This is a genomic window from Pantoea sp. Ep11b, from assembly GCF_040783975.1.
GTDB lineage: Bacteria > Pseudomonadota > Gammaproteobacteria > Enterobacterales > Enterobacteriaceae > Pantoea.
Map to the genome: position 1 here is coordinate 3,324,184 of NZ_CP160631.1, position 22,792 is coordinate 3,346,975.

Annotated in this window: 20 protein-coding genes, 1 other RNA gene and 1 pseudogene; 10 read left to right on the forward strand and 12 right to left on the reverse strand. The window is 46.4% G+C overall.

All coding sequences use genetic code 11. The features are described from left to right. Positions 1–14: 14 nt before the first annotated feature. A complete protein-coding gene (gene grpE / locus AB1748_RS15535; protein WP_288476905.1) occupies positions 15–596 on the reverse strand; it encodes a nucleotide exchange factor GrpE in 582 nt (193 codons plus the stop codon). Between the two features lie 122 nt (positions 597–718). On the opposite strand from grpE, the gene nadK reads away from it, so the two are divergent. The 3 genes from nadK to bamE all read left to right on the forward strand — a co-directional run bounded on the left by nadK (position 719) and on the right by bamE (position 3,876). After that, entirely contained in the window at positions 719–1,597 is an 879-nt protein-coding gene (gene nadK / locus AB1748_RS15540; RefSeq protein WP_146240859.1) for an NAD(+) kinase, read from the forward strand. 84 nt (positions 1,598–1,681) lie between these two features. After that, on the forward strand, positions 1,682–3,343 hold the full coding sequence (recN, locus tag AB1748_RS15545) for a DNA repair protein RecN (RefSeq protein WP_293772992.1): 1,662 nt from the start codon (positions 1,682–1,684) through the stop codon (positions 3,341–3,343). Positions 3,344–3,528: 185 nt separating this feature from the next. Then, positions 3,529–3,876: an outer membrane protein assembly factor BamE gene (bamE, locus tag AB1748_RS15550; protein WP_111140612.1), complete on the forward strand. Its 348-nt coding sequence runs from the start codon at positions 3,529–3,531 to the stop codon at positions 3,874–3,876. Between the two features lie 118 nt (positions 3,877–3,994). On the opposite strand, the gene AB1748_RS15555 is transcribed toward bamE, so the two are convergent. Beyond that, positions 3,995–4,288 carry an RnfH family protein gene (locus AB1748_RS15555; protein ID WP_128084390.1) on the reverse strand — a complete coding sequence of 98 codons (294 nt, stop codon included), beginning with the start codon at positions 4,286–4,288 and terminating at the stop codon, positions 3,995–3,997. Beyond that, the gene (locus AB1748_RS15560) at positions 4,281–4,715 is read right to left on the reverse strand and encodes a type II toxin-antitoxin system RatA family toxin (RefSeq protein ID WP_111140614.1); all 435 of its coding nucleotides are present in this window, start codon (positions 4,713–4,715) and stop codon (positions 4,281–4,283) included. Before AB1748_RS15560 ends, AB1748_RS15555 begins: the two co-directional genes overlap by 8 nt. A gap of 158 nt (positions 4,716–4,873) precedes the next feature. Here AB1748_RS15560 and smpB point away from each other — a divergent pair, with 158 nt between their 5' ends. From smpB to AB1748_RS15575, 3 genes are all read left to right on the forward strand, one after another. Further along, complete coding sequence (smpB, locus tag AB1748_RS15565; protein WP_111140615.1) at positions 4,874–5,356, forward strand: SsrA-binding protein SmpB; 483 nt, start codon at positions 4,874–4,876, stop codon at positions 5,354–5,356. Positions 5,357–5,399: 43 nt separating this feature from the next. Next, positions 5,400–5,761, forward strand: a transfer-messenger RNA (tmRNA) gene (gene ssrA, locus AB1748_RS15570). Positions 5,762–5,963: 202 nt separating this feature from the next. Next, a complete protein-coding gene (locus AB1748_RS15575) occupies positions 5,964–7,205 on the forward strand; it encodes an integrase (protein ID WP_367395706.1) in 1,242 nt (413 codons plus the stop codon). A 301-nt stretch (positions 7,206–7,506) separates the two neighbouring features. Here AB1748_RS15575 and AB1748_RS15580 read toward each other — a convergent pair whose 3' ends face one another. The 7 genes from AB1748_RS15580 to AB1748_RS15610 form a co-directional block, all read right to left on the reverse strand. Beyond that, positions 7,507–8,439, reverse strand: coding sequence for a DUF4365 domain-containing protein (locus AB1748_RS15580; protein WP_367395707.1), 933 nt, complete (start codon positions 8,437–8,439; stop codon positions 7,507–7,509). A gap of 216 nt (positions 8,440–8,655) precedes the next feature. Continuing rightward, complete coding sequence (locus AB1748_RS15585) at positions 8,656–10,284, reverse strand: tetratricopeptide repeat protein (protein WP_367395708.1); 1,629 nt, start codon at positions 10,282–10,284, stop codon at positions 8,656–8,658. Positions 10,285–10,705: 421 nt separating this feature from the next. Beyond that, positions 10,706–11,515: a hypothetical protein gene (locus tag AB1748_RS15590; protein WP_367395709.1), complete on the reverse strand. Its 810-nt coding sequence runs from the start codon at positions 11,513–11,515 to the stop codon at positions 10,706–10,708. 496 nt (positions 11,516–12,011) lie between these two features. Next, positions 12,012–14,171: a DEAD/DEAH box helicase gene (locus AB1748_RS15595; protein ID WP_367395710.1), complete on the reverse strand. Its 2,160-nt coding sequence runs from the start codon at positions 14,169–14,171 to the stop codon at positions 12,012–12,014. Beyond that, positions 14,168–15,616: a Hachiman antiphage defense system protein HamA gene (locus AB1748_RS15600; protein WP_367395711.1), complete on the reverse strand. Its 1,449-nt coding sequence runs from the start codon at positions 15,614–15,616 to the stop codon at positions 14,168–14,170. Before AB1748_RS15600 ends, AB1748_RS15595 begins: the two co-directional genes overlap by 4 nt. After that, positions 15,613–16,746, reverse strand: coding sequence for a ComEC/Rec2 family competence protein (locus tag AB1748_RS15605; RefSeq protein ID WP_367395712.1), 1,134 nt, complete (start codon positions 16,744–16,746; stop codon positions 15,613–15,615). The genes AB1748_RS15600 and AB1748_RS15605 overlap by 4 nt, the downstream gene beginning before the upstream one ends. A gap of 540 nt (positions 16,747–17,286) precedes the next feature. Further along, on the reverse strand, positions 17,287–18,156 hold the full coding sequence (locus AB1748_RS15610; RefSeq protein ID WP_367395713.1) for a hypothetical protein: 870 nt from the start codon (positions 18,154–18,156) through the stop codon (positions 17,287–17,289). 120 nt (positions 18,157–18,276) lie between these two features. On the opposite strand from AB1748_RS15610, the gene AB1748_RS15615 reads away from it, so the two are divergent. Both AB1748_RS15615 and AB1748_RS15620 read left to right on the forward strand, forming a co-directional pair. Continuing rightward, a complete protein-coding gene (locus tag AB1748_RS15615; RefSeq protein WP_367395714.1) occupies positions 18,277–18,516 on the forward strand; it encodes a helix-turn-helix transcriptional regulator in 240 nt (79 codons plus the stop codon). A gap of 165 nt (positions 18,517–18,681) precedes the next feature. Next, complete coding sequence (locus AB1748_RS15620) at positions 18,682–19,413, forward strand: GTPase family protein (RefSeq protein WP_367395715.1); 732 nt, start codon at positions 18,682–18,684, stop codon at positions 19,411–19,413. Positions 19,414–19,431: 18 nt separating this feature from the next. Here AB1748_RS15620 and AB1748_RS15625 read toward each other — a convergent pair whose 3' ends face one another. After that, positions 19,432–19,704, reverse strand: coding sequence for a PepSY domain-containing protein (locus AB1748_RS15625; protein WP_367395716.1), 273 nt, complete (start codon positions 19,702–19,704; stop codon positions 19,432–19,434). A 238-nt stretch (positions 19,705–19,942) separates the two neighbouring features. Continuing rightward, a pseudogene (locus AB1748_RS15630) lies at positions 19,943–20,469 on the reverse strand (transposase). A 146-nt stretch (positions 20,470–20,615) separates the two neighbouring features. Between AB1748_RS15630 and AB1748_RS15635 the strand changes: the two are divergent. Both AB1748_RS15635 and oxlT read left to right on the forward strand, forming a co-directional pair. Further along, the gene (locus AB1748_RS15635) at positions 20,616–20,912 is read left to right on the forward strand and encodes a contact-dependent growth inhibition system immunity protein (protein WP_367395717.1); all 297 of its coding nucleotides are present in this window, start codon (positions 20,616–20,618) and stop codon (positions 20,910–20,912) included. Between the two features lie 515 nt (positions 20,913–21,427). Beyond that, entirely contained in the window at positions 21,428–22,690 is a 1,263-nt protein-coding gene (gene oxlT, locus AB1748_RS15640; protein ID WP_367395718.1) for an oxalate/formate MFS antiporter, read from the forward strand. Positions 22,691–22,792 lie beyond the last annotated feature (102 nt).

Sequence of the window (22,792 nt, forward strand, 5' to 3'; positions counted from 1 at the left end):
GATTCCGGGATGAATCAGCCTTTGGCTTTGGCCACCGCCACCATCGCCGGACGCAGCAGGCGACCATTCAGCGTATAGCCACGCTGCATCACCAGCATGACATGGTTCGGCTCAAACTCTTCAGACTCCATCATCGACATCGCCTGATGCACTTCCGGGTTGAACGGCACGCCTGTCTCTCCGACCACTTCGACACCGAACTTACGCACGGCACCCAGCAGGCCTTTCAGGGTCAGTTCGATCCCTTCAATCATCGACGCCAGCTGTGGGTCTTCTTTGTTCGCGACTTCCAGCGCACGTTCCAGGCTGTCGATAACCGGCAGCAGTTCGTTGGCAAACTTTTCCAGCGCGAACTTGTGCGCCTTCTCAACGTCCATCTCAGTACGACGACGAATGTTCTCGATTTCAGCCTGCGCACGCAGCTGAGCATCGCGTACACCGGTCTGCGACTGCGCTAATTCAGCTTCGAGCTGAGCAATACGCTCATCACGCGGATCCACCTCTGTTGCTGTCTCCGCGTCCTGAGGTTGCTGCTGATCCTGCTGAATTTCGTCTGAGACTTGCTCGTTTGGGGTGTTCTGTTCTTTACTACTCATGAATTTCTCCGCGTTTTGCACATTCATTTCGCTGGTTGGCTTATTATGGGGATTGGTATGACGGATTCAAGGGAACCTATCACATTGCCTTGCCGTTTTGGCTTATAAGGAACACCGACCAGATGAACAAACACTTTAACTGCATTGGTATTGTGGGTCATCCGCGCCATCCCACCGCGTTAACCACGCATGAGATGCTCTGGCGCTGGCTGACGGCCAAAGGTTATCAAGTGATCGTTGAGAAGCAGATTGCGCAGGAGCTGTCGCTTCACGACGTAGAAACGGGCACGCTGGCGGAGATTGGTCAGCAGGCGGATTTAGCGGTCGTGGTCGGCGGTGACGGCAACATGCTGGGCGCGGCGCGCGTGCTGGCGCGTTATGACATCAAAGTGATCGGCATTAACCGCGGGAACCTGGGCTTTCTGACTGACCTGGACCCGGACAATGCGCAGCAGCAGCTGGATGAGGTGCTGCAGGGCAACTATTTCGTCGAGAGCCGCTTTCTGCTGGAGGCGCAGGTCTGCAAGTCGGACTGCTCGCCGCGCATCGGCTCCGCCATCAATGAGGTGGTGCTGCATCCCGGTAAAGTCGCGCACATGATCGAATTCGAAGTCTATATCGATGAAGTGTTCGCCTTCTCTCAGCGCTCCGACGGACTGATTATCTCCACGCCGACCGGCTCCACAGCCTACTCTCTCTCTGCGGGCGGGCCTATCCTGACACCTTCTCTGGAAGCTATCGTGCTGGTGCCGATGTTCCCGCATACGCTCTCGGCAAGACCGCTGGTGATCAACAGCAGCAGCACCATTCGCCTGCGCTTTTCTTCGCGCCGCAGCGACCTGGAAATCAGCTGCGACAGCCAGATCGCACTGCCGATCCAGGAAGGTGAGGATGTGCTTATCCGGCGCAGCGCCAATCATCTCAACCTGATACACCCGAAAAATTACAGTTATTTCAATACGCTGAGCTCTAAACTGGGCTGGTCAAAAAAATTGTTCTGAAATCCGGCCTCCCCTCTTTACTGGATAAAAAACCAGTTTATACTGTATGAAAAACCATATGTGTTTATTCGTACAGGTGAACCTATGCTGGCCCAACTGACCATCAGTAACTTTGCTATCGTTCGTGAGCTCGACATTGATTTCCAACGCGGTATGACAGCAATCACGGGTGAGACCGGTGCCGGTAAGTCCATTGCGATCGATGCGCTGGGGTTATGTCTGGGTGGTCGTGCCGATGCCGACATGGTGCGTCAGGGTGCCAGCCGGGCCGATCTCTGCGCCCGCTTTCAGCTTAAATCCTCCCCTTCTGCCCAGCGCTGGCTGACAGAAAACCATCTGGATGACGGCAACGAGTGTCTGCTGCGCCGCGTCATCAGTGCAGACGGTCGCTCCCGCGGCTTTATCAACGGCACGGCCGTGCCGCTTTCTCAGCTGCGCGATCTCGGCCAGTTACTGATTCAGATCCACGGTCAGCATGCCCATCAGCTTCTGCTTAAGCCCGATCACCAGAAACATCTGCTGGATGCCTATGCCGGTCACGACGATCTGCTGCAGCAGATGCGCGCCAGCTATCAGACCTGGCACCAGAGCTGTCGCACCCTGGCGCTGCATCAGCAGCAGGCGCAGGAGCGCGAAGCACGTCGCGAGCTGCTGCAGTATCAGCTGAAAGAGCTGAATGACTTTGCGCCGCAGCAGGGCGAATATGAGCAGATCGACGAAGAGTACAAGCGCCTGGCCAACAGCGGCCAGCTGCTCTCCACCAGTCAGCAGGCGCTGCAACTGTTAGCTGACAGCGATGACAACAACCTTCACAGTCTGCTCTACAGCGCGCGTGAGATGATCGCTGAACTCACCTCGCTGGATGAGAAGCTGAACGGCGTGCACAACCTGCTGGAAGAGGCGGCGATTCAGCTGAGCGAAGCCAGCGACGAGCTGCGCCACTACTGCGACAGCCTGGATCTGGATCCGAACCGCCTGTATGAACTGGAACAGCGTATTTCGCGTCAGATTGCTCTGGCGCGTAAGCATCACGTCACGCCGGAAGGGCTGCCTGAACTGCATCAGCAGCTGCTGGCAGAAGCCGAGCTGCTGTCACAGCATGAGAGCGACCAGGAGAGCCTGCAGTCACTGGTTGGTGAGCACTATCAGGCCGCGCTGAAAAGCGCGGAGCAGCTGCATCAGCAGCGCGGTCACTACGCCGATGAGCTGCAGCAACTGATTACCCAGAGTATGCACCTGCTCTCTATGCCGCATGGCCAGTTCCGCATCGCGCTGGCCTTTAATCCGGACCAGCTCACCGCAGACGGTGCCACCCGCGTCGATTTCCAGGTGACAACCAACCCGGGTCAGCCTCTGCAGCCGCTGGGCAAAGTCGCCTCCGGTGGTGAGCTGTCCCGTATCGCGCTGGCGATTCAGGTGATCACCGCGAAGAAAATGGAAACCCCGGCGATGATTTTCGATGAAGTCGATGTCGGGATCAGCGGCCCGACCGCTGCGGTGGTCGGTAAACTGCTGCGTCAGCTGGGCGAGTCCACGCAGGTCATGTGTGTGACGCACCTGCCGCAGGTCGCGGGTTGTGGTCATCAGCACTTCTACGTGAGTAAAGAGACCGATGGCGCGATGACCGAAACCCACATGCAGCCGCTGGACAAGCGGGCGCGTCTGCAGGAACTGGCGCGACTGCTGGGCGGCAGCGAGGTCACCCGCAATACCCTGGCGAACGCAAAAGAACTTTTAGCCGCATAGCAGCGCACTTTTTTAACCCACCGTGGTCATATGCTTGCTCTGTAGAGGTTTCCAACAGCGAAAAGGTTTATTATCATCGGCACTTATGTCGCCAGAGTAATAAAGCCTGCCGCAGGCAGAGTTCAGATTTTGATGGCAAGAAACCGCCTGTTAAAGGCGTTTGGCCCCGGAAAAGGAATGTTTAGATGCGCTGTAAAACGCTGACTGCCGCGGCAGTGGTAATGTTAATGATGACCGCCGGATGTTCCACCTTAGAGCGCGTGGTCTATCGTCCTGATATCAACCAGGGCAACTACCTGGTTGCCAACGATGTGGCCAAGATCCATAACGGTATGACACAGCAGCAGGTGGCCTATACGCTGGGCACACCGATGATGAAAGATCCGTTCGGCAGCAACGTCTGGTATTACATTTTCCGTCAGGAGCCGGGTCATGAAGATGTGAAACAGCAGACGCTGACGCTGACCTTCGATGGCAACGGTGTACTGACCAACATCGATAACAAGCAGAATCTCTCCCAGAGCGGCAACTGATCGAACAGCAGACCGTCTGCATCCCGGAGAGTCTGCAAGTCTGCAAGACAGACAGCAAAAAGGCGCACTGAGCGCCTTTTTTATGGCCGTTATCCGCCAGCACTGGCGCGACACGGCCCTACTTTTTGCTTTCCGCCGCGCGCTCTGCGCGCTGACGCCGCAGCTCTTTAGGATCGGCAATCAGCGGACGATAAATCTCGATACGATCGCCCTCATTAATCACGTCATCCAGCTTCACCGGCCGGCTGTAAACGCCCACTTTGTTGCTGCTGAGATCGATCTCCCGACGCAGCTCAAGTAATCCGGAGGCGTTGATGGCCTGTTCGACCGTGCTGCCCTGCTCCACCTTCACATAGAGTTGATACTGCTTATCGGGCAGCGCATAGACCACCTCGACGGTGATATCAGGCACGGTAGACCTCTTTGGCGCGCTGCGTGAACGCCTGCACCATGCTGTTGGCCAGCTCTTTGAAAATGCGTCCAAAGGCCATCTCAACCAGCATATTGGTGAATTCGAACTCCAGGCTGAGCTCAACCTTGCAGGCGTCATCGCCCAGCGAGACGAACTTCCAGCCGCCGGTCAGCTTGCGGAACGGCCCGTCAACCAGCTGCATGTGAATGCTCTGGTTGTCCGTCAGCGTGTTGCGGGTGGTAAAGGTTTTGCTGATGCCCGCTTTCGACACATCCACCGACGCGGTCATCTCATTTTCAGACGCATCCAGTACGCGACTACCGGTGCAGCCCGGCAGGAATTGCGGATAGGCATCCACATCATTTACAAGTTGGTACATCTGCCCGGCACTAAACGGGACCAGCGCCGAACGACTAATCTGAGCCATAATGGTTCCTGTTCATCACGAAACCGCTGAATAATAGCATTTTCAGCGATTAAACAAAAATGTCCCTGAGTAAGGGTGTGCTAGAATATCCCGTTTCCTGCCGCCCTGCTGGACTGGGGATGCGATAACCGACTAAGTGATGTAAAATACGCCGCACTATGACAAAGAAAAAAGCACACAAACCCGGTTCTGCCACTATTGCCATGAACAAACGCGCCCGTCACGAATACTTCATCGAAGAGGAGTATGAGGCGGGATTATCGTTACAAGGATGGGAAGTCAAATCGCTTCGTGCCGGTAAAGCCAACATCAGCGACAGCTACATTCTGCTGCGCGATGGGGAAGCCTTTCTGTTCGGTTCAACCTTTCAACCCTTAGCCGTTGCCTCCAGCCATGTGGTCTGTGACCCGACGCGCAGCCGTAAGCTGCTGCTGAAGCAACGTGAACTTGACTCCCTTTATGGCCGCGTCAATCGCGAAGGTTACACCATCGTGGCGCTGTCGCTGTACTGGAAGAACGCCTGGTGCAAACTGAAGATTGGTGTTGCACGCGGTAAGAAAGAGCACGACAAGCGTGACGATATCAAAGACCGCGAATGGAAGCTGGATAAAGCACGTATTATGAAGAATTCAGCGCGCTAACCACTGGATTTTAAGCTGTTTAGTTGCTAGTATTTGAAGTTCTGGGGCTGATTCTGGACTCGACGGGATTGTGAAGCCTTAGGAGCATGCCGAGGGGCGGTTTGCCTCGTAAAAAGCCGCAAAAAAATAGTCGCAAACGACGAAAACTACGCTTTAGCAGCTTAATAACCTGCTCTGAGCCCTCTCTCCCTAGCTTCCGCTCTTAAGACGGGGATCAAGAGAGGTCAAACCCAAAAGAGATCGCGTGGATGCCTTGCCTGGGGTTGAAGCGTTAAATCCAATCAGGATAGTCTGTTAGTGGCGTGTCTGTTCGCAGCTAACCGGCGAATGTAAAAACTGACTAAGCATGTAGTGCCGACGGTGTAGTAATTTCGGACGCGGGTTCAACTCCCGCCAGCTCCACCAAAATTCTTCAAAGATGGTTCCAGTGCCATCCGCAGAAGTCCTGAAAGCCCGCACGGCACAAGCCCTGCGGGCTTTTTTGTGCCCTCAATTTATCCCGCGAAGTCTGATGCCAACTAATTAAATCCGAACCTTTTAGGCCCATTGATAGGCCCAACGAAAAGCTCTGTTGTTTTCGTTGGGCCTAAACGCATGGAGACTCCCCATGGCAAGAAAAACCAAGCCGTTAACTGATACGGAAATCAAAGCCGCCAAACCTAAAGATGCCGATTACCAGCTGTATGATGGTGACGGGCTTACTCTGTTAATCAAGTCCAGTGGTAATAAGCTCTGGCAGTTCCGTTACTATCGACCTCTGACAAAGCAGCGAACCAAGCAGAGCTTCGTTGCCTACCCTGCCGTCTCACTTTCTGATGCGCGAAAACTTAGAGCCGAATCTCGAGTTTTATTGGCAAAAGATATCGATCCTCAGGATCATCAGAAAGAACAGGTGAGGAATTCTCAAGAGGCCAAAACCAATACCTTCTTGTTAGTTGCCGATCGTTGGTGGAATGTGAAGAAAGCCAGCGTAACAGAGGATTATGCCGACGATATCTGGCGCTCGCTTGAGAGAGATGTTTTCCCAGCAGTTGGTGATATCAGTGTCACTGAGATTAAGGCTCATACTCTGGTTAAAGCAGTGCTGCCAGTTCAGGCCAGAGGTGCATTAGAGACAGTCCGACGCCTTTGTCAGCGTATTAATGAAGTCATGATTTACGCGCAGAACACAGGCTTGATTGATGCAGTTCCTAGTGTCAATATCGGAAAAGCATTCGAGAAACCGCAAAAGAAAAATATGCCGAGCATCCGCCCGGATCAATTTCCACAGTTAATGCAAACAATGCGTAAGGCAAGTATCAGTGTGTCCACGCGGTGTCTGTTCATGTGGCAGCTTCTCACCATTACCCGCCCTGCCGAAGCTGCTGAGGCTCGATGGGATGAGATCGATTTCAATGCTAGCGAATGGAAAATTCCTGCAGCTCGAATGAAGATGAACAGGGACCATACGGTTCCACTATCCGATGAGGGTCTCTCTATTCTGGAAATGATGAAGTCACTCAGTGGTGGCCGAGAGTTTATCTTTCCCAGTCGTATCAAACCAACCCAGCCGATGAACAGCCAGACTGTGAATGCGGCACTCAAGCGCGCTGGTTTAGGAGGCGTACTCGTATCTCACGGTTTGCGTTCTATCGCCAGTACGGCACTCAATGAAGAAGGATTTCCTCCTGATGTTATTGAGGCAGCACTGGCTCATGTAGACAAAAATGAGGTACGTCGCGCTTATAACCGTAGTGATTATCTTGAGCAACGGCGACCGATGATGCAATGGTGGGCTGATTTGGTAAGCAAGGCCGACAGCGGAAGTAGTGTTGAAAACGGGAAGAGGGTGTTCAAACTCGTTGGCTAAGTTTCAAGTTGGCCTGGTTTGAATGACTAGTTTTCCTGTAAAAAATAGCATTAGCCCTGACCGATTTAGTAGGTAGATTACAATCGAATCAGGGTGGTCAGCTTTGACTCAAAAGGTCTCTTCGCTTTGCAAGTATAGCCAGAGCCTTCTCTTGACAAAATCGGTGTATCCTGTAATTTGAGCGCGCGCTCCCCGGCTCTCGCGCGCGATCATACCTACACGCGCTTCTCAGGTATGTGTTTGATCTCAAAGGCATTTATGTCTGCGAATAGGACAGGATTGTGAAGAGGGGGGACGCGCCCTAATTCTTCGTTGTTTTCCTATAAATGCTTTCCAGCCTAAGCTCTTGAAAGACTCTCTGCCTAATCAAAGCTCTTTCCTTCCAGTTGTCTTCATAGATGATTTGCTCATCTAGTCTTACATATACTACGCAGTTGCCTTTATCTGAGAAATGCACGTTTCTATACACCGCCAGCACTTTTCTGTTTACGATGATCTTGTTTCCATTCTGCACTGCTGTTCCAGGCAGAGTTTGGATCTGGTGCGGAGTTTTTCCGAGTATTTGTTTGGCAAATGGCAAGACTGTCAAGCTATCTCGAATATGCGATTGGGCTCGTGTTATTCTTGTTAGATGTCGCCATGCATAATTGCTGATGGATATCGTTCCAAGGCAGCTGGATACAATTCCTCGGATTTTAGAAAATCTAGGACGAGACCATTCTCGTACTTGAGCAGTAGTGGTGAATACTGGAACGGTAAACTTTCCCATTCCACGTATAGGTTCGCGCTGTTTATGTATAAGTCGCTCGATTTCAAATCTGGAGGCTGGTGTCAGAATGTGATTTTCAGAAACTGATAAGGTCTCAATTGGCGTTTTTTTGTCGATGAGCTTCCAGTAAATCTTTGTTTCTGGATCAAGGCGTACCCAAATTAAAATTACGGGTTGATTGGTAGCTTTCCACTTTCTCAAGTGATCTTTATCAATATTCTGTAAGCGCCATCGATTTTTTGTCGGCGTCCACCGCCCGAAGCTTGATCCGGTTTTAACTTGCACAGCTACTTGTGCGTGGGTTGGGCTGGGAAAATTGACTGGATACTTCAACTGAAGATCAAGGGCCCCTATTCCTTCTCCACGCATGGTCTCACGTAGAGCTTCTCCATTGAAAATTAGAGATAACACACTTGCAGCCAAATTCTCACCAGCATTGCCTTGGTCGAAATCAAAAATGTTCATCAAATTTCCGTGTAATTATCATGCTGAACTTATCAGCAATTTTGAATACAGCGACAGTAGAATCTAATCGACTGTCTAACACATATTAGGATCAACTTAGGGATGCTAGGGAGTGACTGCTGTGTGTTACGACAGCAAACACATGGCAGTTTTCTACTTGTCTTGACAGGCTGTAAACGACCAATTGCATCCGTTCAAGAATGGACCAGGAAAATCCTAAGCCTCCGGTAAATGGTTGCTTTCTCGCCGCTTCAGCTCTTCCAATCTCCCCACCAACGCATTTTTATACTTCCCTGCCTGGCACGCCTCCAGCGCTGCCTCCGTTTGCTCGATTGCTGCCTCTGTTGCACCCAATGCTTCATGGCATTTACTAAGCAACTCATGATAACTAGCGATGCGCTCAAGCCCTTTTTTATCGTCTTTGGCAAGCACAAGAGCACGTTCAGCGGTCTTCAATCCATCGCCAAGTTTGCCAACTCCTAATTCTGCCTCTGCCTTGCGATACAATAGCCAATGGTCCATGTTGAGGACTTCAGGCGGAATCTTCAAGATTGTATCCAACGCCTCATCCGACATTCCGGCTAAAAGGTACATTTTGGCGATTGCGCGTGCGTCATAACTCCTGAATCCAGGTTTACTCCCTAGTGCCGTGGCAAATACAACCCCGGCCGCCGTGATTCTATCGCGTAAATCAGTCTTTCCTGCTTCGCCTGCTGCTACTGCAGTATTACCAAGCGACTCGCACGCACTAATCCATTGGCTCTTATCAACCAATTCGGGTGGCATGGAGAGAATCTCTGGGAATCCCTCAGCCAGCGCCACGCAAATCTCCGGATGCTGATAGGCAAAAATGGAGGTGAAAGACAGGTAGGCCTCATAAAATTGGTCTAGTCCTTCTAAAGCCGACAGAGCAATCACATCTGCAAGAGACTGCACCTGCTCAGTATTGCTCACCGCCTCGTTGGCAACCTTCCTGTAGGAGCGAAGTCGCGCGACGGATGCTAATGAGACTCGTAATGGAACATCCCACGGAGCTGCGATAACTCGCTCGACGAGAGTTTGCATTGCATGCGCTCCCGCCATTTTAATTGATTCGTCGGCCTTGTTCTGTGTCCCCATATGCGCAATCTGTAGATAAGTTGCATGCCACTCGGGACGAATCTCTAGAAGCTTTTGAAAGCAGCTCAGAGCCTCTTCAAATCTACCGCAGCGGCGCAATGCCTTGCCCTGATGGTGCAAAAGCTCGAGATTCTCTTCAGATGCTGGATCTCCTTGCTGAGCCTTGCCATATTCTTCTGCACAAGCACCGAAGTACTGAAGTCGATCGTCATGATCCAGTGAATAGGCAAATGCCTCTTGCGCATCGATGACACAAAGCAGCTCTTGCAATGGCGCTCCGCAGTGAATACTTCGGCGATGAAGTTCCTGATCTTTTACAAGATTACGGCCACTATCCAGTTGCAACAAAGCGTAAGTCAGCCAATCTGGCTGCTGGGTCTGACGTCGCTTATAGCTTTCCGTAAGCTGAGATGTGCATAAGTGAATCTGTCGAATTACACTAGGGAGCATCTCCCCCGAGTGCTTTTCAACATACTGCGAAACGGCGGTGGCAATGAGTTCGACATCTGGTTTGTCACGAACGGCTTGGCAGATGAGGTCGTGCACAGACAGAAGCCCTGGCGCGACTGCAGGTTTTAGTATCGACAGACGCTGAAGGTGAAACTTTACGGCGTGCCCTAGGAAATGCCCGAGAAACTTGGCGTCATTCGAGAATGATCCAGAGTTTGCAATCTTTTGCAGACCAAGGAGATATCTTGAGTCCAATCTCTGCAAGATATTGCCCATAATTGCTGCGCCATTACTATCTGAAATGACCTGCGGTTCGGCGAGTATTTCTTCATAGACTTCTTCGCGCGGTACGTTTTCGGCTTCGACCAGCTTACGAACAGTTGCGAGAATAAGGGGGAGAATCTACAAGCCTCGATAAATTTTGCTGCTGTTGCACTTAGCCTATTACTGTCCTCGCCCAAAATGGCGGCAGCCACCTCCGCCGAGGCTGTAGGCATATGAAGCACTGATTTGCTCGCTGGATTGAGCTGTGAAGTTACTATTACATGACCGCCTCGCTCGAACCCCTTCGAGAGATCATCAAGTGAGTTCTCGACTAACTCACGCTCCAGGCTGTCGATAACAAGCAACGTCTTATAGTTATTGAAGATGCCCGCCACATTAACAGCGACGCCACCTCTAGCGCGTTGAACTGAACTTAGCGAGGAGTCCGGCTTCCAGTCCCCCCAGAGATCCATAAGTAGTTTTCGTAACGCGAACCTTCCTGATGCAGGTAGTCGATAGTCGCCTGCGTCTTACCAGAGCCGCTGATGCCGGTTAGTAGACAAACACGGTTTCCCTGAGCGAAGTGGTCGCGTATTGCAACCACCACAGCAGCATCGGAGACGTGATTTTCACATGATGCAGGAGCCTTGCCATAATAGGCATAGTTGTCGAGGTCTTGGGAAAAACCAGGGAAAAAACCGGTATAGAAAGCAGCAGCCGTGTGATTCTGCGTGGAGAATTCGAAGATTAGCCTTGCCAACTCGCGTGCATCAAGAATGTTAAGCCGCTCTCCATGTTCCTGAGCGATCGCCGTGCTATTGAATTTCGCGCGAAAAGATTCTGGCTCCTCTTGGCTGCATATCAGATAGATTTTTTGGGGCAACTTACCTGCTGAATGATCAAGGACATGCTTAATATCGTTCTCGATCTTAGCGTAAGTCGTAACGGGGGCTTCGGGGATAGCGCCCTCTGTATCTTGCCCGGCTGACGCTTTGCTAACCTTGCCATGAAAGTACTCTTTCTCTGCGCTGTATTCACCGGCGATCATGAAATCTTGCGAAAAGGTGTCGATAGTGTATCCAACAGGCCGATATTCTTTATTAATCCCGTGATGGATTAGGCGATTTTCCTCGAGCAATTCAATGAGACTATGTCCAACGATCTCGAGAGAAGAAGCATCTAGCTCGACGACTTCGCCGATTAGGTTACCAATGATTCTTTTTTTAATAAGGTCGGACTGCATATGCTCTCTCTCTCTCTCTCGCTCGCTCAAGTTAGGATCAGCCAACTAAACGCTGATAAGCTGGGTACGACGGGTGGAGGAGTGGCTTCACGATAATCACCACTCACCCGCATGGTAGCTATTGCTTGTAATTATTGGAAGTCCAGACTGTAAAGAATATCTGGCCGATACCCTCATGAGCGTCCGCTTTAGATTCGCCTAGTGTGAGAATGCATGCGCCGATTTATAATCTACGTTACTACGTAAAATGTTGACCTGTTCCTCGTTGATTAATACACCGCGATGTTGGTAATGTCTTCATACAGCTATGAATATTCACTTAATTAAAAAGTGCTTAACGAGGAACTACTAATTTTTTATCCATAACCTTTGTTTAAACATTGGCGGCAAAATGGTAAAGCAAAGATAATCTACTAACTTACATCTAAATAACTTGCTGCAAAGATAAAAACCAAAGCATGACAGCAATTACTGCCATGCTTATTTTACAAACAACCTACATGTAAGACAGAGCTTTTCTTATAAAACCAATCTCAAAATCAGTTAAGTATGTATAAGAGTTTTTATCTTTTAAAATCAGAGTATTAATAACTGAGTCGATATCATCGGCATTATCAAAGTGATTGTTGTTGAATATTTTTTTTGCGATTTGATTTGGCACACCGAACTCCTCAAGAGAGTTAACTGCTGCAGGGTAATAAAAATTTTCTAATGTAGATGCAAAAGGTTTGTAATCCCCATATGTATACCCAAACCTCTTGAATATTACCTCCTGAATATCACTAACAGCGTAAATTATTATAGGCAAATTATAATTAACAAGACTTTTCTTAAAATTGAATACAGATTGAACAGCATCATCTATGGTATAGGTTTTATCCCTTCCTCCCCAGAAATTAAAATCCTCGAGAATCAGTGTTTTATCGTCCACTTTATTTATAACATCACAAAGTTTTTTATGAAGCTGTGAAGCACTTCTAACTGTACCTCCTCCCATCGAAGACACATTAAAGTTATCAAATAATATGTTTGAGAGATGCAGCAATTCATTAGATGTAGGATAAATGCTATCCCAGCGCATCAATGGATTCCACGCATTACATTTTTCGATTAATTTTTCCGCAAAACTTATAAGTTTGTTTGGATCAATACCTTGGTGTTTAAGTAATATTTGCATAGGGAGCACATCTTGCTCATAAAACTTTCTCACTCTATTTTTATTCTCATCATTAACATCTTGACCTAAATGTAGTAGTAATGACTCTGACGCATTTTCACTCTGAGTTACAACAGGAATATCTATATATGGAAGTTCAATTTGTGGTTTTTCACCAAAAATAAAAACATTCCCAACATAATGCTCAAACATCCGTCCAGAACGACCAGATATGTTATTGAACGTAAACATATCCAACTTGGTTCTTCTGGTGATACAGTCATCGTAGATAATAATATTTTTGGCATTAGTGTTTACACCTTCTATTAAAGTCGATGTGCAAATTAGAATGTTTATTTTTGATTCATTAAACAAATCCACAATTAATGAACCTACTGCCCTTGGGAGCTGTGCATGATGGTAGGCAATCCCATGCCGTAAGCCGTCAATCAATGACCACTTATCATGGAAATTTACAGAAAGCCAACTAGCAAGATCATTATTTGCATTATCAGGAGAAAGTATATTAGCCGCAAGCAATCGGCACATTAGCGAACTAACTCTTTTGGGTGATTTACAATAAATGACTGTTTGTTCATTCCTACCGACATTTGATAAAATATCTTTTAGGATTTCATCTCTTTCAACATCAACCTTTGCATCAGCACCAGTGGTTTTTAACTTATGGTAAAACTCATTAGTTGCTACTGTGGTATACGAATCAAACCTTAGAAAAATACATCTTAATTCCTGCTCGATTCCTGAAAAAAGACCATTTATTCGTGGTCCTAGCATGTAAAATCTCTTACACTTTGAATATAGCTCCTTAAATGCAAGATTGAGTCGATCACAACGCTCGTCATTTTTACTTGATGGTGCAAGCTTGTAAAATTCGTCGATAATAAAGAAGTCGACTGAGCTTATGCTATATTCTAAAACTCTTTCTTGTGTAAGAATAAAAACATTTCGCTCACTCGGTTGTTGTGACACTTGAGTGATGATCTTGTAATTATCTTTATACTTATAGAGTTTTTTCTTTAACTCATCTATCAAAGCAATTGTTGGAACAACTATTACTACATTGTTAAATTCGTTGCTAGCAATCAAAGCTTCAATAATGAGGCTTTTACCAAAACTTGTTGGCGCACTCAATATTACATTTTCACCAGTCATAATTCTGTGAAAAACTTCAGCTTGGCGAATGTGGAAAACCTTTGTTTCATCCTGCGGAGTAGTGAAAATAGCCTTCCTAAATTCATCTTTCGATGTACTATTATTATCAATGTAAGGGAAAAGTCCTAATTCACCGAGGATATGGTCCAAAATGAAACCATTGGTCATTTCACTTTTACGTTCCATGGCCCTAATAACAATATCCTGAACTAATGACTCATTAACATGTCCGTTGAATTCGTTTACTAAAGATAATAAAAAATCATCCCATTGTGAAAACATTGGATTATTCAATTTAGTCTTAGCTTCTTGGTACCACTGGCTCATGAGTTTAGTTCCTTCTGCAAAGCACTATTAACTTCATTAATATCCGAAACTGGGAAATAAAAAACCCGAAGATCAATTAAGTTAATGATACTTCCCTCTGTATCTTTTTGTAATAGTTCTCTGCAACTAGCAACCTTTTCATTGAACAGGAGTAAGAAATCATCTTTGTTATAATTTTTAATTAACTCACTATCATGCATTATGAATACTGGAATTATTATTTTATCGAATCTTTCTTCTAATTCCAAATTAGAATCTGCTAGTCGTTTTAATTTTTCTCTATGAGGCCATGAATCATCTATTTCCGACGTGAGCATAATCAATCTGTTTTTTATCGACTTAACATCCAATATATATTTAATACTTTCAATTGCAGACAGAGTTGCTTCCTCAATACTTTGAGTAACCGCGGACGCGCCAATCCAAAGTTCAATCCCATCAAAATTAAGCACGGCATGAGTACATGAGAAAGTTTTATTGTTCACATCGAAGACTTTATTCATTATTGGGATTGTCGAGTAAGACTCTCGGATCGCTATATGTAAACAAAGGTCACCTAAAGCATTTAAATCATCAACAGGATAACGAGATCTAGCATATTTGAATAGACTCCTATCACTTCCATTAAAATTGGTTTTTTCTTTATGTGACAAAGAATAATCTATGATCCAATCATATACAGATTCAGTAAACTCGCTGATATTCCATTGTTTCATTGTAAAACCTATATCAATCCCTTTGATATTTGGATGATCCGCATTGCAATTGATACAATACTTAAATGGTGAGGAAGGGTAATCAGGTGATTTGTATTCAACTCCATCTTGCACTGTTATCTTTACATCGTATTTTTTCACTATATCTTGCATACCAGCATCAATAAGAAAATCTTTTACAGATAATGCATATAGTGTATTTCCCCCTTGTTGAACTAGCAAAATCCCTATGCAATATTGCTCATGCATTATCGGTGAACCGGACATACCACTGTATTTAGTAACTGTATTAGATTGGGAAACTTCAAAACTATATTCACGACTACTCATATGTGAAAATGTGTTTGTTACTTTAACCCTGATAGGTGCATGGTAATGCTCTTTCTCTACAGGATAGCCGCAAGATTTAACATCACTATCCAAATTAACAGCGGTTGAATAAAGCGGTATTGCGGTATTTATCGTCCCTTCAGGTACAGTTAATATAGCCATATCTAAACTTTCATTGCTATAAATGCATTCAGCATCAATCCCTTGTCCAAGAGAAAATAAATCACTTGAGAGAAATATTTTTATTGATGAAGCGCCATTTACAACATGATTCGCCGTTAACAACAGATCGTTTGCTATAGAAAAGCATGTCCCTCGCATTGTTGAATTATTGGGTAACAAGGCATTGAGTATATATATACATTCAAGATTAAACTCTTCTAATATTCTATTTGTCATAGTTCCACCTCACAAGAACTCATTAAAAGCTTTATCATTGGATAGTTTTTTGCAATGTCAGCGACGAACCAGTCTGGTATTACATCAAGAGCATAATTAAAATATATCTCGATTTCCTTATTACTATTAACAAAAGCAATTCTTGCTAAAGTTTCTAGGTCTGGGTGTCCATGCGAATTACCATTGGTGCTAATAAAGTATTTCGGACTATTTATTCGCCTTAGAAGCTCTAGACTCGTATTATTTTTGCTTCCATGGTGAGAGATCTTGACAATATCAACATTTAAAATCCTCTCACTTTGTAGCTCTAACCAATCAGTAACAACAGTCGCATTACAATCCCCTAAATAAAGAATTCTTTTTCCATCAAACTCAATTAAGAATGAAAAACTACTCCTATTCGTTGGTGAAGTATCATCCTCAAATTTCGTATTTGCTAGCGCTTCTATAGAGCATTGGTTGATAGAGGAAACTCTATGATTATCATTCAATTCCCCTCTTAATCCTCCGATGTATTTTTCGAAAGCATCATAATAATCTTTACTAATGACGCGAGGCTTTATCCTTCGCTCTGATAATTTGCATTGCCAAAACTGTTGAAGTTCGCAAAGAGAATCTTGGATTGGACTAATCAGAGTAAATTTAACAGAACCAATTTCGAAAAACTCGCATACACCCCGATAAACAGCACCACCAGAGACAACCGGATTACACTCGATGCCTTTACTGGATAACATATAAGAAAGTGATGATCCTTCAGAATATCCAATTAGCTCTTTATCTTCAATAGCAGAACACTCTTCAGAGAGAGCACGTAGTTTCATCTCAACATTACGCTCTGCTTGAGAAAACTCATTCAGTTTACCAAACAGCTGCTCTGCACCATTGAAATATACCTGGCCGATAGTTGGGCAATATGGATGGTCGAGCAATTTTATTATTCCATTGATATGATCATTATCAATATGTGTAACAATAATTGAATCAATTTTTGCTACATGTCCAATAATGCAGTCTTTCCAGTCATTGAAAGACTGCGCGGTTCCTCCATCGATCAAGATAAACTCACAATCTGTCTGTATAAAAATACAGTCCCCGTTGCCAGCTTTAAGCATTCTGATTTTGAGCATCGCCTACACTCTTCTTGAAGAAAAATCTACCATACACTACGGTTCTATAAATGTATGATACTTCATTAGCTTACTTCAATCTATGTAGCGATAGAGCATTGGTAGATGTTACGATACGCGGTTATTTCACGATGAATTCTGACGTAAAAACATCAGGACGAGTATCAATATCTGCAGCTCTGTGGCTACTTACCTGAGGTACACTCATACAGAAATTGTGCTGTTGCGAACCTGCACCAGGCGAGGAACAATGCCCAAGAAATGAATTTCAGATTAGAATCGTCGTCTGATACTATAAAGCGATCGAGATGGAAAAACATTAGTTCACTGAAACTACAAGACAACTATGTCTCATGTAGTATGAGACTTTGGTCAAAATGCTTTCCTTGAACAACATCACGTAAGCGAGGATTCCTGATAACTTGCGTATTATCTGAGGATGGGGTCTCTAAGGCAGCCTTGCCACAACCTGATTAACTCAATGAAATCCTGTGATACCTCACAGGAAGCTAAAACATCCAAACTTAATTAGTTTGAAACTCATTTTCTCTTGAACATAAATTCTTCAAGCATCTCTTTAAATTCACAACTAAACCATTTAACGAGCCTTCCGCGGATAGTCTCCTCTCTATTACCAGTATCATATTCCCATCTAGCTGGATTAACTTTTTTATCTTCTTCACAAAGGTAAGGTATTAGATTTTTGTAAACTTGACGTTTAGTTCTCCAGCCTTCGCGAGGGGTAATATCTCTAAGAATAGTAACAAGGAGCTCTTTCATATATTCCAGATCTGTCAGTTTATTTTTCCCACCAATGCTTGAATTGTTTTTTTTGCATGCTCGGTCAAAAGAGACCATAAGTCGATGATAATCTGATGATGCTCTATCCTCACTTCGTGTCATATAGTTATCAATATAATAAAAAGCATCGAGCAATAAACTGCAACTCCCTTTTTTATCACCTGATTCAAATTGGAATTGAGCACAGTAAAAATCATCATAAGCCATAGAGAGAGATAAATCTTCACAATTCTCAACATATAGACTCGCAAGCCCAGTCAATTTCCCACCAACTATCCTCTTACGATTTTCCGCCCGAACTTCCGCATAGGTTTTCTTATAAAGAAAAGGCCTCTCAACCATTATCCCACCAACATTTATAAATTCTTTGGAATAACGAATGCTATCACTATTGTCCATATCCAAAATCGGTTGCCCGTTTTTTTGTGCTATTTCAATAATCTTGAAGTCTTCAATTTTATCGCGAGCACTTTGCCTGTAAGTACGCAGAATGTTTTGGTTACTTTCTTTTTTATCTGATTCAAGTTTTCGTTCTAGCTCAGAAGATTTGTCCTCAATAGCAGCACAGACTTGTAGATAGAAATCATCAAAAAAAATCCACACCCACATCCCTCATGAAAAGTAAATCCCTAAAGTGATTTTATTTTAATGTTACTTCCAGTGTATGACAGCCCCAGCGTGGTTGGCAATATGGACCCACCCGAACAAACGTATATTAAGGAAGCCAAGATGTTACAAAACCACCTCTCCTCCCATACATCCAGTTACGCAAACGTTCCTGATTCACCGAGGATCTTGAGGCTAAAAGAAGTCATGAAAAAAATGGGAATTTCACGCTCAACCATATACGACTGGCTCAATCCAAAATCGCCACGCTACGATGAAACATTTCCAAAACAACGACAACTGGGAAGACAATCCGTTGGCTGGCTGGAGTCAGAACTGAACGAATGGGTAATGCGACGTTAGATATCATTTTACCGTATCAGTGAACCGGGGCAATTCCCCCGGTTTGCTCCACAAAATCACATTCCTCGCCCGTAATTCGAATGCAAAAAAAAACAGACCTGTACTACCGCAGTGAATACCTGACAGCGATGTTGCTGTATCGATTTTTTTCATTGCGGAGGCTACATGTCTGATTTCACAGAACAGGGCATTAATGTCCTGAAGCAACATTTATCCATTCTTCCCGGGCATATAACCAGTATGGTGCTGGAACATATACGCCAGAGCATTCATTACGAACCGGTGATTGGCATCATGGGGAAATCAGGGGTCGGAAAATCCTCGCTTTGCAATGCCCTTTTTGAACATCCTCTCAGCCCGGTCAGTCATGCGGAAGGCTGCACACGTAAACCTTTGCACTTTAACCTGAATGCAGGGGGACGCTGCCTGACGCTGGTCGATCTGCCGGGCGCAGGTGAATCGCTGAAGCATGATGAGATATATCGTCAGATGTATCAGGAACAGTTACCGAAGCTGGATCTCATCCTCTGGGTGATGAAAGCCGATGACCGGGCCTGTACCACAGACGAAGAGTTCCACCGTTTTCTACTGGATTGTGGCGTATCGACAGACAGCATTGTTTTCGTTATCAACCAGGCTGATAAAGCTGAGCCATCGCTGGAATGGGATCGTGAAAAAGGCTCTCCTTCTGCAGAGCAACTAATGACGCTCACAGCCAGAAGTGCTGCCGTTTCACGCCAGTTCTTTACCCCTTACCCGGTTAGTGGCATACAAGAAAACCTTGTATCTTACTCGATAACGTTGTTAGCAGGCTTCATGATTCCGTGTAACTTTAATTCTTTGAAACCTGCAGACAACGCATTTAAATTTTTAATAAAACACTTTCATTTTTTATAAATTCATTAATGGAAAATTTCATTTATTTAATCGAAGAATCGCACTACCTCTTCCCCCTATAGCAATACATTCGCCACTATAGACATCTATATAATATTTAATTGGATTAGGCATACTTTCCATCATCCATGGAAGATCCTCAGAGAATTTTAAATCTGAAGTTGAAATAACCCAAACAGACTTACCATCAAAAAAGGTTATCACAGCCTCATGAAAACGCTCATCCCAACCATGACCGGTTTCTCTCGCATATTCTTTGGCAATTTCAACAGCTTTACTTTCCGTTATCATTGCTGAACTCCATACCAAACATTATACATCAACCCTCCAACCATTACTGGCCCCAAAAGAATACCTGCGGTTTCATGCCGCAACAATGTATAGGTGATTTCATATGTATTTCCAAGAGGGAATTTAAAGCCTTCAATGATATATTCCCTACTCATCCCTCTGGCTCTTAACAAGCCGATAGTTTCAGCTAATGACTCTTCGAGGTATCGTGACCTGCCCCCAGTATTAGATACAACCATCAGTTAGTAATGTCGGTTTGTTTACCCTCACATTTTACATTCCGCCACCGTGCTGCAAACTCTGATGGCGTCTGATAATTGAGTGCTGAATGCGGACGACACTCGTTATAATCCTGCCGCCAGTCATTGAAGATTCTTCTGGCGTGAACGATGTCGCTAAACCCGTGCTCATTCAGGACAAACCTGTTAGCCTGCAGGCACGACGTTGCGACAGACCGGTCACATCACACATTAACACCACGGCTTCCCGCTTCTGGCCTGTCGTTAGTGCTTTCGCCCCGGAGCCACCTGAAGTGCCTCCTTATCCAGCATGGCTTCTGCAGGCAGTTTCCTGAGTCTGGCGTTCTCTTCCTGAGGCGACTTCAGGCGCTTAACCCCGGGCGCCTCCATGCCGCCATACTTCTTGCGCCAGGTGTAAAAGGGCGTTGGAAATAGCGTGCTTACGGCAGAGTTCATGGGCAGAAACCCCGGTTTCAGCCTCGCGGAGAATACTGATGATCTGTTCGTCTGAAAAACGCTTCTTCATGGGGGAGTCCTCATGTGACTTATGAAGACATGACTAACATCGCGGTGTGTTAATCAACGGGTAGCTGGTCATCATCATTGAGTTTCAACGTTATAACGATAAACCTTATTACATTCTCACCGCGTTCCCGGATTGATAGGTACAAAATGCAAAACTTCTATTTTCTTGATCAACTGGTTTTTGGTTACTTCAACCAGGACGCTGACATCATCAATGATGGTGAGGATACGATCGAGGGAATCATCCGGTTATACAAAAAATCTGCGCCAGACTGGATGCTTAACGATCTTATCGAAGAGGTGGACGAATTTATCGCTGCTTATGGCTCTGGTGTTGAAGAGGCGTTCAGGCAACGATACGAGTTTGACTTCTCGCCTGAACTCTGGGAAACCACTGCACGCGAATTTCTGATGACAGTGCGAAAGCTTTCGTCTGAGAAATAAACGTCTGGGAGGTGAGTTTGATGAGGAAAAATAAATGCCCGGTGAGGCGCAAAAAAAAGAATCGAATAACCCGAAAGAGGACAGATCGACCTATCTGTTTGCACTCCACCAGCCCTGACTAACAATCCCCCCCACCTCTCCCTAAAAAGCCTGCAACCCCGCAGGCTTTTTCGTCTCTTTAATTTCCCAAAAACCACTCTAACCTGCCCATCTTAAGCTCAGTTACCCTCGCTCCTCTTCCCACGCGCATCCCTTTTCACCGCACCAACCCAGCGCACTGATATTTTGCACTGCATCACACTTATCACTTCGATAATTCACTTACCCATTGATAATAAATGATTTTTACATTGGCACAGTTCCTGCAAACTTTTTAATTACGTAGCTCTGCAGGGCTGAGGATCTCAGACCTGCATCAGCCATTAACCGTCTGGATGCAGACGACATCAGCAAATTCTGCACAGAGCAGGCTGAATCTGGCTGCATAACAGAGCGTAATTCTGGGAGAGAGTGCAATGACCTCAATTAGCGAACCGGTGGTAATAGCGAAACACAGTAAATGGGTGCAGCTTCTGCTTGGCTTACTTTGCATGGCGGCGATTTCCAGCCCGCAGTATGTCTGGACGCTGCTGACTAAACCGATGATAGCTAAACTTGGCGTGGGGCTCGCGGAACTGCAGGTGACCTTCTCGCTGCTGATTATTCTGCAGACCTTTTTCTCACCCTTTCAGGGTCGGCTGGTCGAGCGTTTTGGCCCGCGACTGCTGATCTCTATCGGTACGCTGATGGCTGGCTTCAGCTGGGTGATCGCCGCCCGGGTCGACAGCCTGGCATCACTCTATCTGGTCTATGGCTGCCTGGGCGGGCTGGGTACGGGGATCGTTTATATTGGCGTGGTCGGTCTGGTGATGAAGTGGTTTCCACAGCAGCGCGGTTTTGCTGCTGGAACCGTGGCAGCGGGCTACGGCATGGGCGCGATTTTTACCACCTTCCCCATTTCCATCTCGCTTAACAGTTACGGCCTCGAACAGACCATGACGGTCTTTGGCCTGATCTTCGCCGCCGTAGGTCTTCTCGCCAGCCAGAACTTAAGGCTGCCTGAAACCAGCATGATGACACCGGTCAGCAGAAAATCCGCACCCGTAGTGGGCCAGCGCCAGTTTAAATCCGGGGAAATGCTGCGCCAGCCGCTGTTCTGGCTGATGTTCATGATGATGACGATGATGTCGACCTCGGGACTGATGGTGACGTCGCAGATGGCGATTTTTGCCGAAGACTTCGGCATCAGCAAGGCGGTGGTTTTCGGTATGGCCGCACTGCCCCTCGCGCTCACCATCGATCGTTTTACCAACGGCTTGACGCGACCGCTGTTTGGTTTTATCTCCGACCGTTATGGGCGCGAAAACACCATGTTTATTGCTTTCGCGCTGGAAGGCGTGGCGATGACGCTGTGGCTGGCATGCCGCGAAGACCCCTTGCTGTTCGTCCTGCTCTCAGGCGTCGTCTTCTTCGGCTGGGGTGAAATCTTCTCGCTGTTCCCCTCCACGCTCACCGACACTTTCGGCAGTGAAAATGCCTCAGCCAACTATGGCTGGCTCTACATCTCTCAGGGAATCGGCTCGATCTTCGGCGGCCCGCTGGCGGCGCTGATGTATCAGCACACCCATAACTGGCATTTAGTTTTTGGCTGCGCGATCACCTTCGACTTTATTACCGCCGGGCTGGCGTTATGGGTTCTTAAGCCGTGGCGGGCACGGTTTATGCGTGCGCAGCAGTAATTTTAAAAGCTGCGAACCCCGGTCGCCTGCCTGCTGTGGAATCTCAGATGGCGCTGTCAGCCCAGGCGACTGGTTCACCGGTTGCTAAGGATGTCAGATGAT

Bases quoted from the DNA above. Each gene is read 5' to 3' on its own strand.
- grpE (WP_288476905.1), bottom strand. From the start codon at position 596: ATGAGTAGTAAAGAACAGAACACCCCAAACGAGCAAGTCTCAGACGAA.
- nadK (WP_146240859.1), top strand. From the start codon at position 719: ATGAACAAACACTTTAACTGCATTGGTATTGTGGGTCATCCGCGCCAT.
- recN (WP_293772992.1), top strand. From the start codon at position 1,682: ATGCTGGCCCAACTGACCATCAGTAACTTTGCTATCGTTCGTGAGCTC.
- bamE (WP_111140612.1), top strand. From the start codon at position 3,529: ATGCGCTGTAAAACGCTGACTGCCGCGGCAGTGGTAATGTTAATGATG.
- AB1748_RS15560 (WP_111140614.1), bottom strand. From the start codon at position 4,715: ATGGCTCAGATTAGTCGTTCGGCGCTGGTCCCGTTTAGTGCCGGGCAG.
- smpB (WP_111140615.1), top strand. From the start codon at position 4,874: ATGACAAAGAAAAAAGCACACAAACCCGGTTCTGCCACTATTGCCATG.
- AB1748_RS15575 (WP_367395706.1), top strand. From the start codon at position 5,964: ATGGCAAGAAAAACCAAGCCGTTAACTGATACGGAAATCAAAGCCGCC.
- AB1748_RS15580 (WP_367395707.1), bottom strand. From the start codon at position 8,439: ATGAACATTTTTGATTTCGACCAAGGCAATGCTGGTGAGAATTTGGCT.
- AB1748_RS15585 (WP_367395708.1), bottom strand. From the start codon at position 10,284: ATGGGCAATATCTTGCAGAGATTGGACTCAAGATATCTCCTTGGTCTG.
- AB1748_RS15590 (WP_367395709.1), bottom strand. From the start codon at position 11,515: ATGCAGTCCGACCTTATTAAAAAAAGAATCATTGGTAACCTAATCGGC.
- AB1748_RS15595 (WP_367395710.1), bottom strand. From the start codon at position 14,171: ATGAGCCAGTGGTACCAAGAAGCTAAGACTAAATTGAATAATCCAATG.
- AB1748_RS15600 (WP_367395711.1), bottom strand. From the start codon at position 15,616: ATGACAAATAGAATATTAGAAGAGTTTAATCTTGAATGTATATATATA.
- AB1748_RS15605 (WP_367395712.1), bottom strand. From the start codon at position 16,746: ATGCTCAAAATCAGAATGCTTAAAGCTGGCAACGGGGACTGTATTTTT.
- AB1748_RS15610 (WP_367395713.1), bottom strand. From the start codon at position 18,156: ATGTGGGTGTGGATTTTTTTTGATGATTTCTATCTACAAGTCTGTGCT.
- AB1748_RS15615 (WP_367395714.1), top strand. From the start codon at position 18,277: ATGTTACAAAACCACCTCTCCTCCCATACATCCAGTTACGCAAACGTT.
- AB1748_RS15620 (WP_367395715.1), top strand. From the start codon at position 18,682: ATGTCTGATTTCACAGAACAGGGCATTAATGTCCTGAAGCAACATTTA.
- AB1748_RS15625 (WP_367395716.1), bottom strand. From the start codon at position 19,704: ATGATAACGGAAAGTAAAGCTGTTGAAATTGCCAAAGAATATGCGAGA.
- AB1748_RS15635 (WP_367395717.1), top strand. From the start codon at position 20,616: ATGCAAAACTTCTATTTTCTTGATCAACTGGTTTTTGGTTACTTCAAC.
- oxlT (WP_367395718.1), top strand. From the start codon at position 21,428: ATGACCTCAATTAGCGAACCGGTGGTAATAGCGAAACACAGTAAATGG.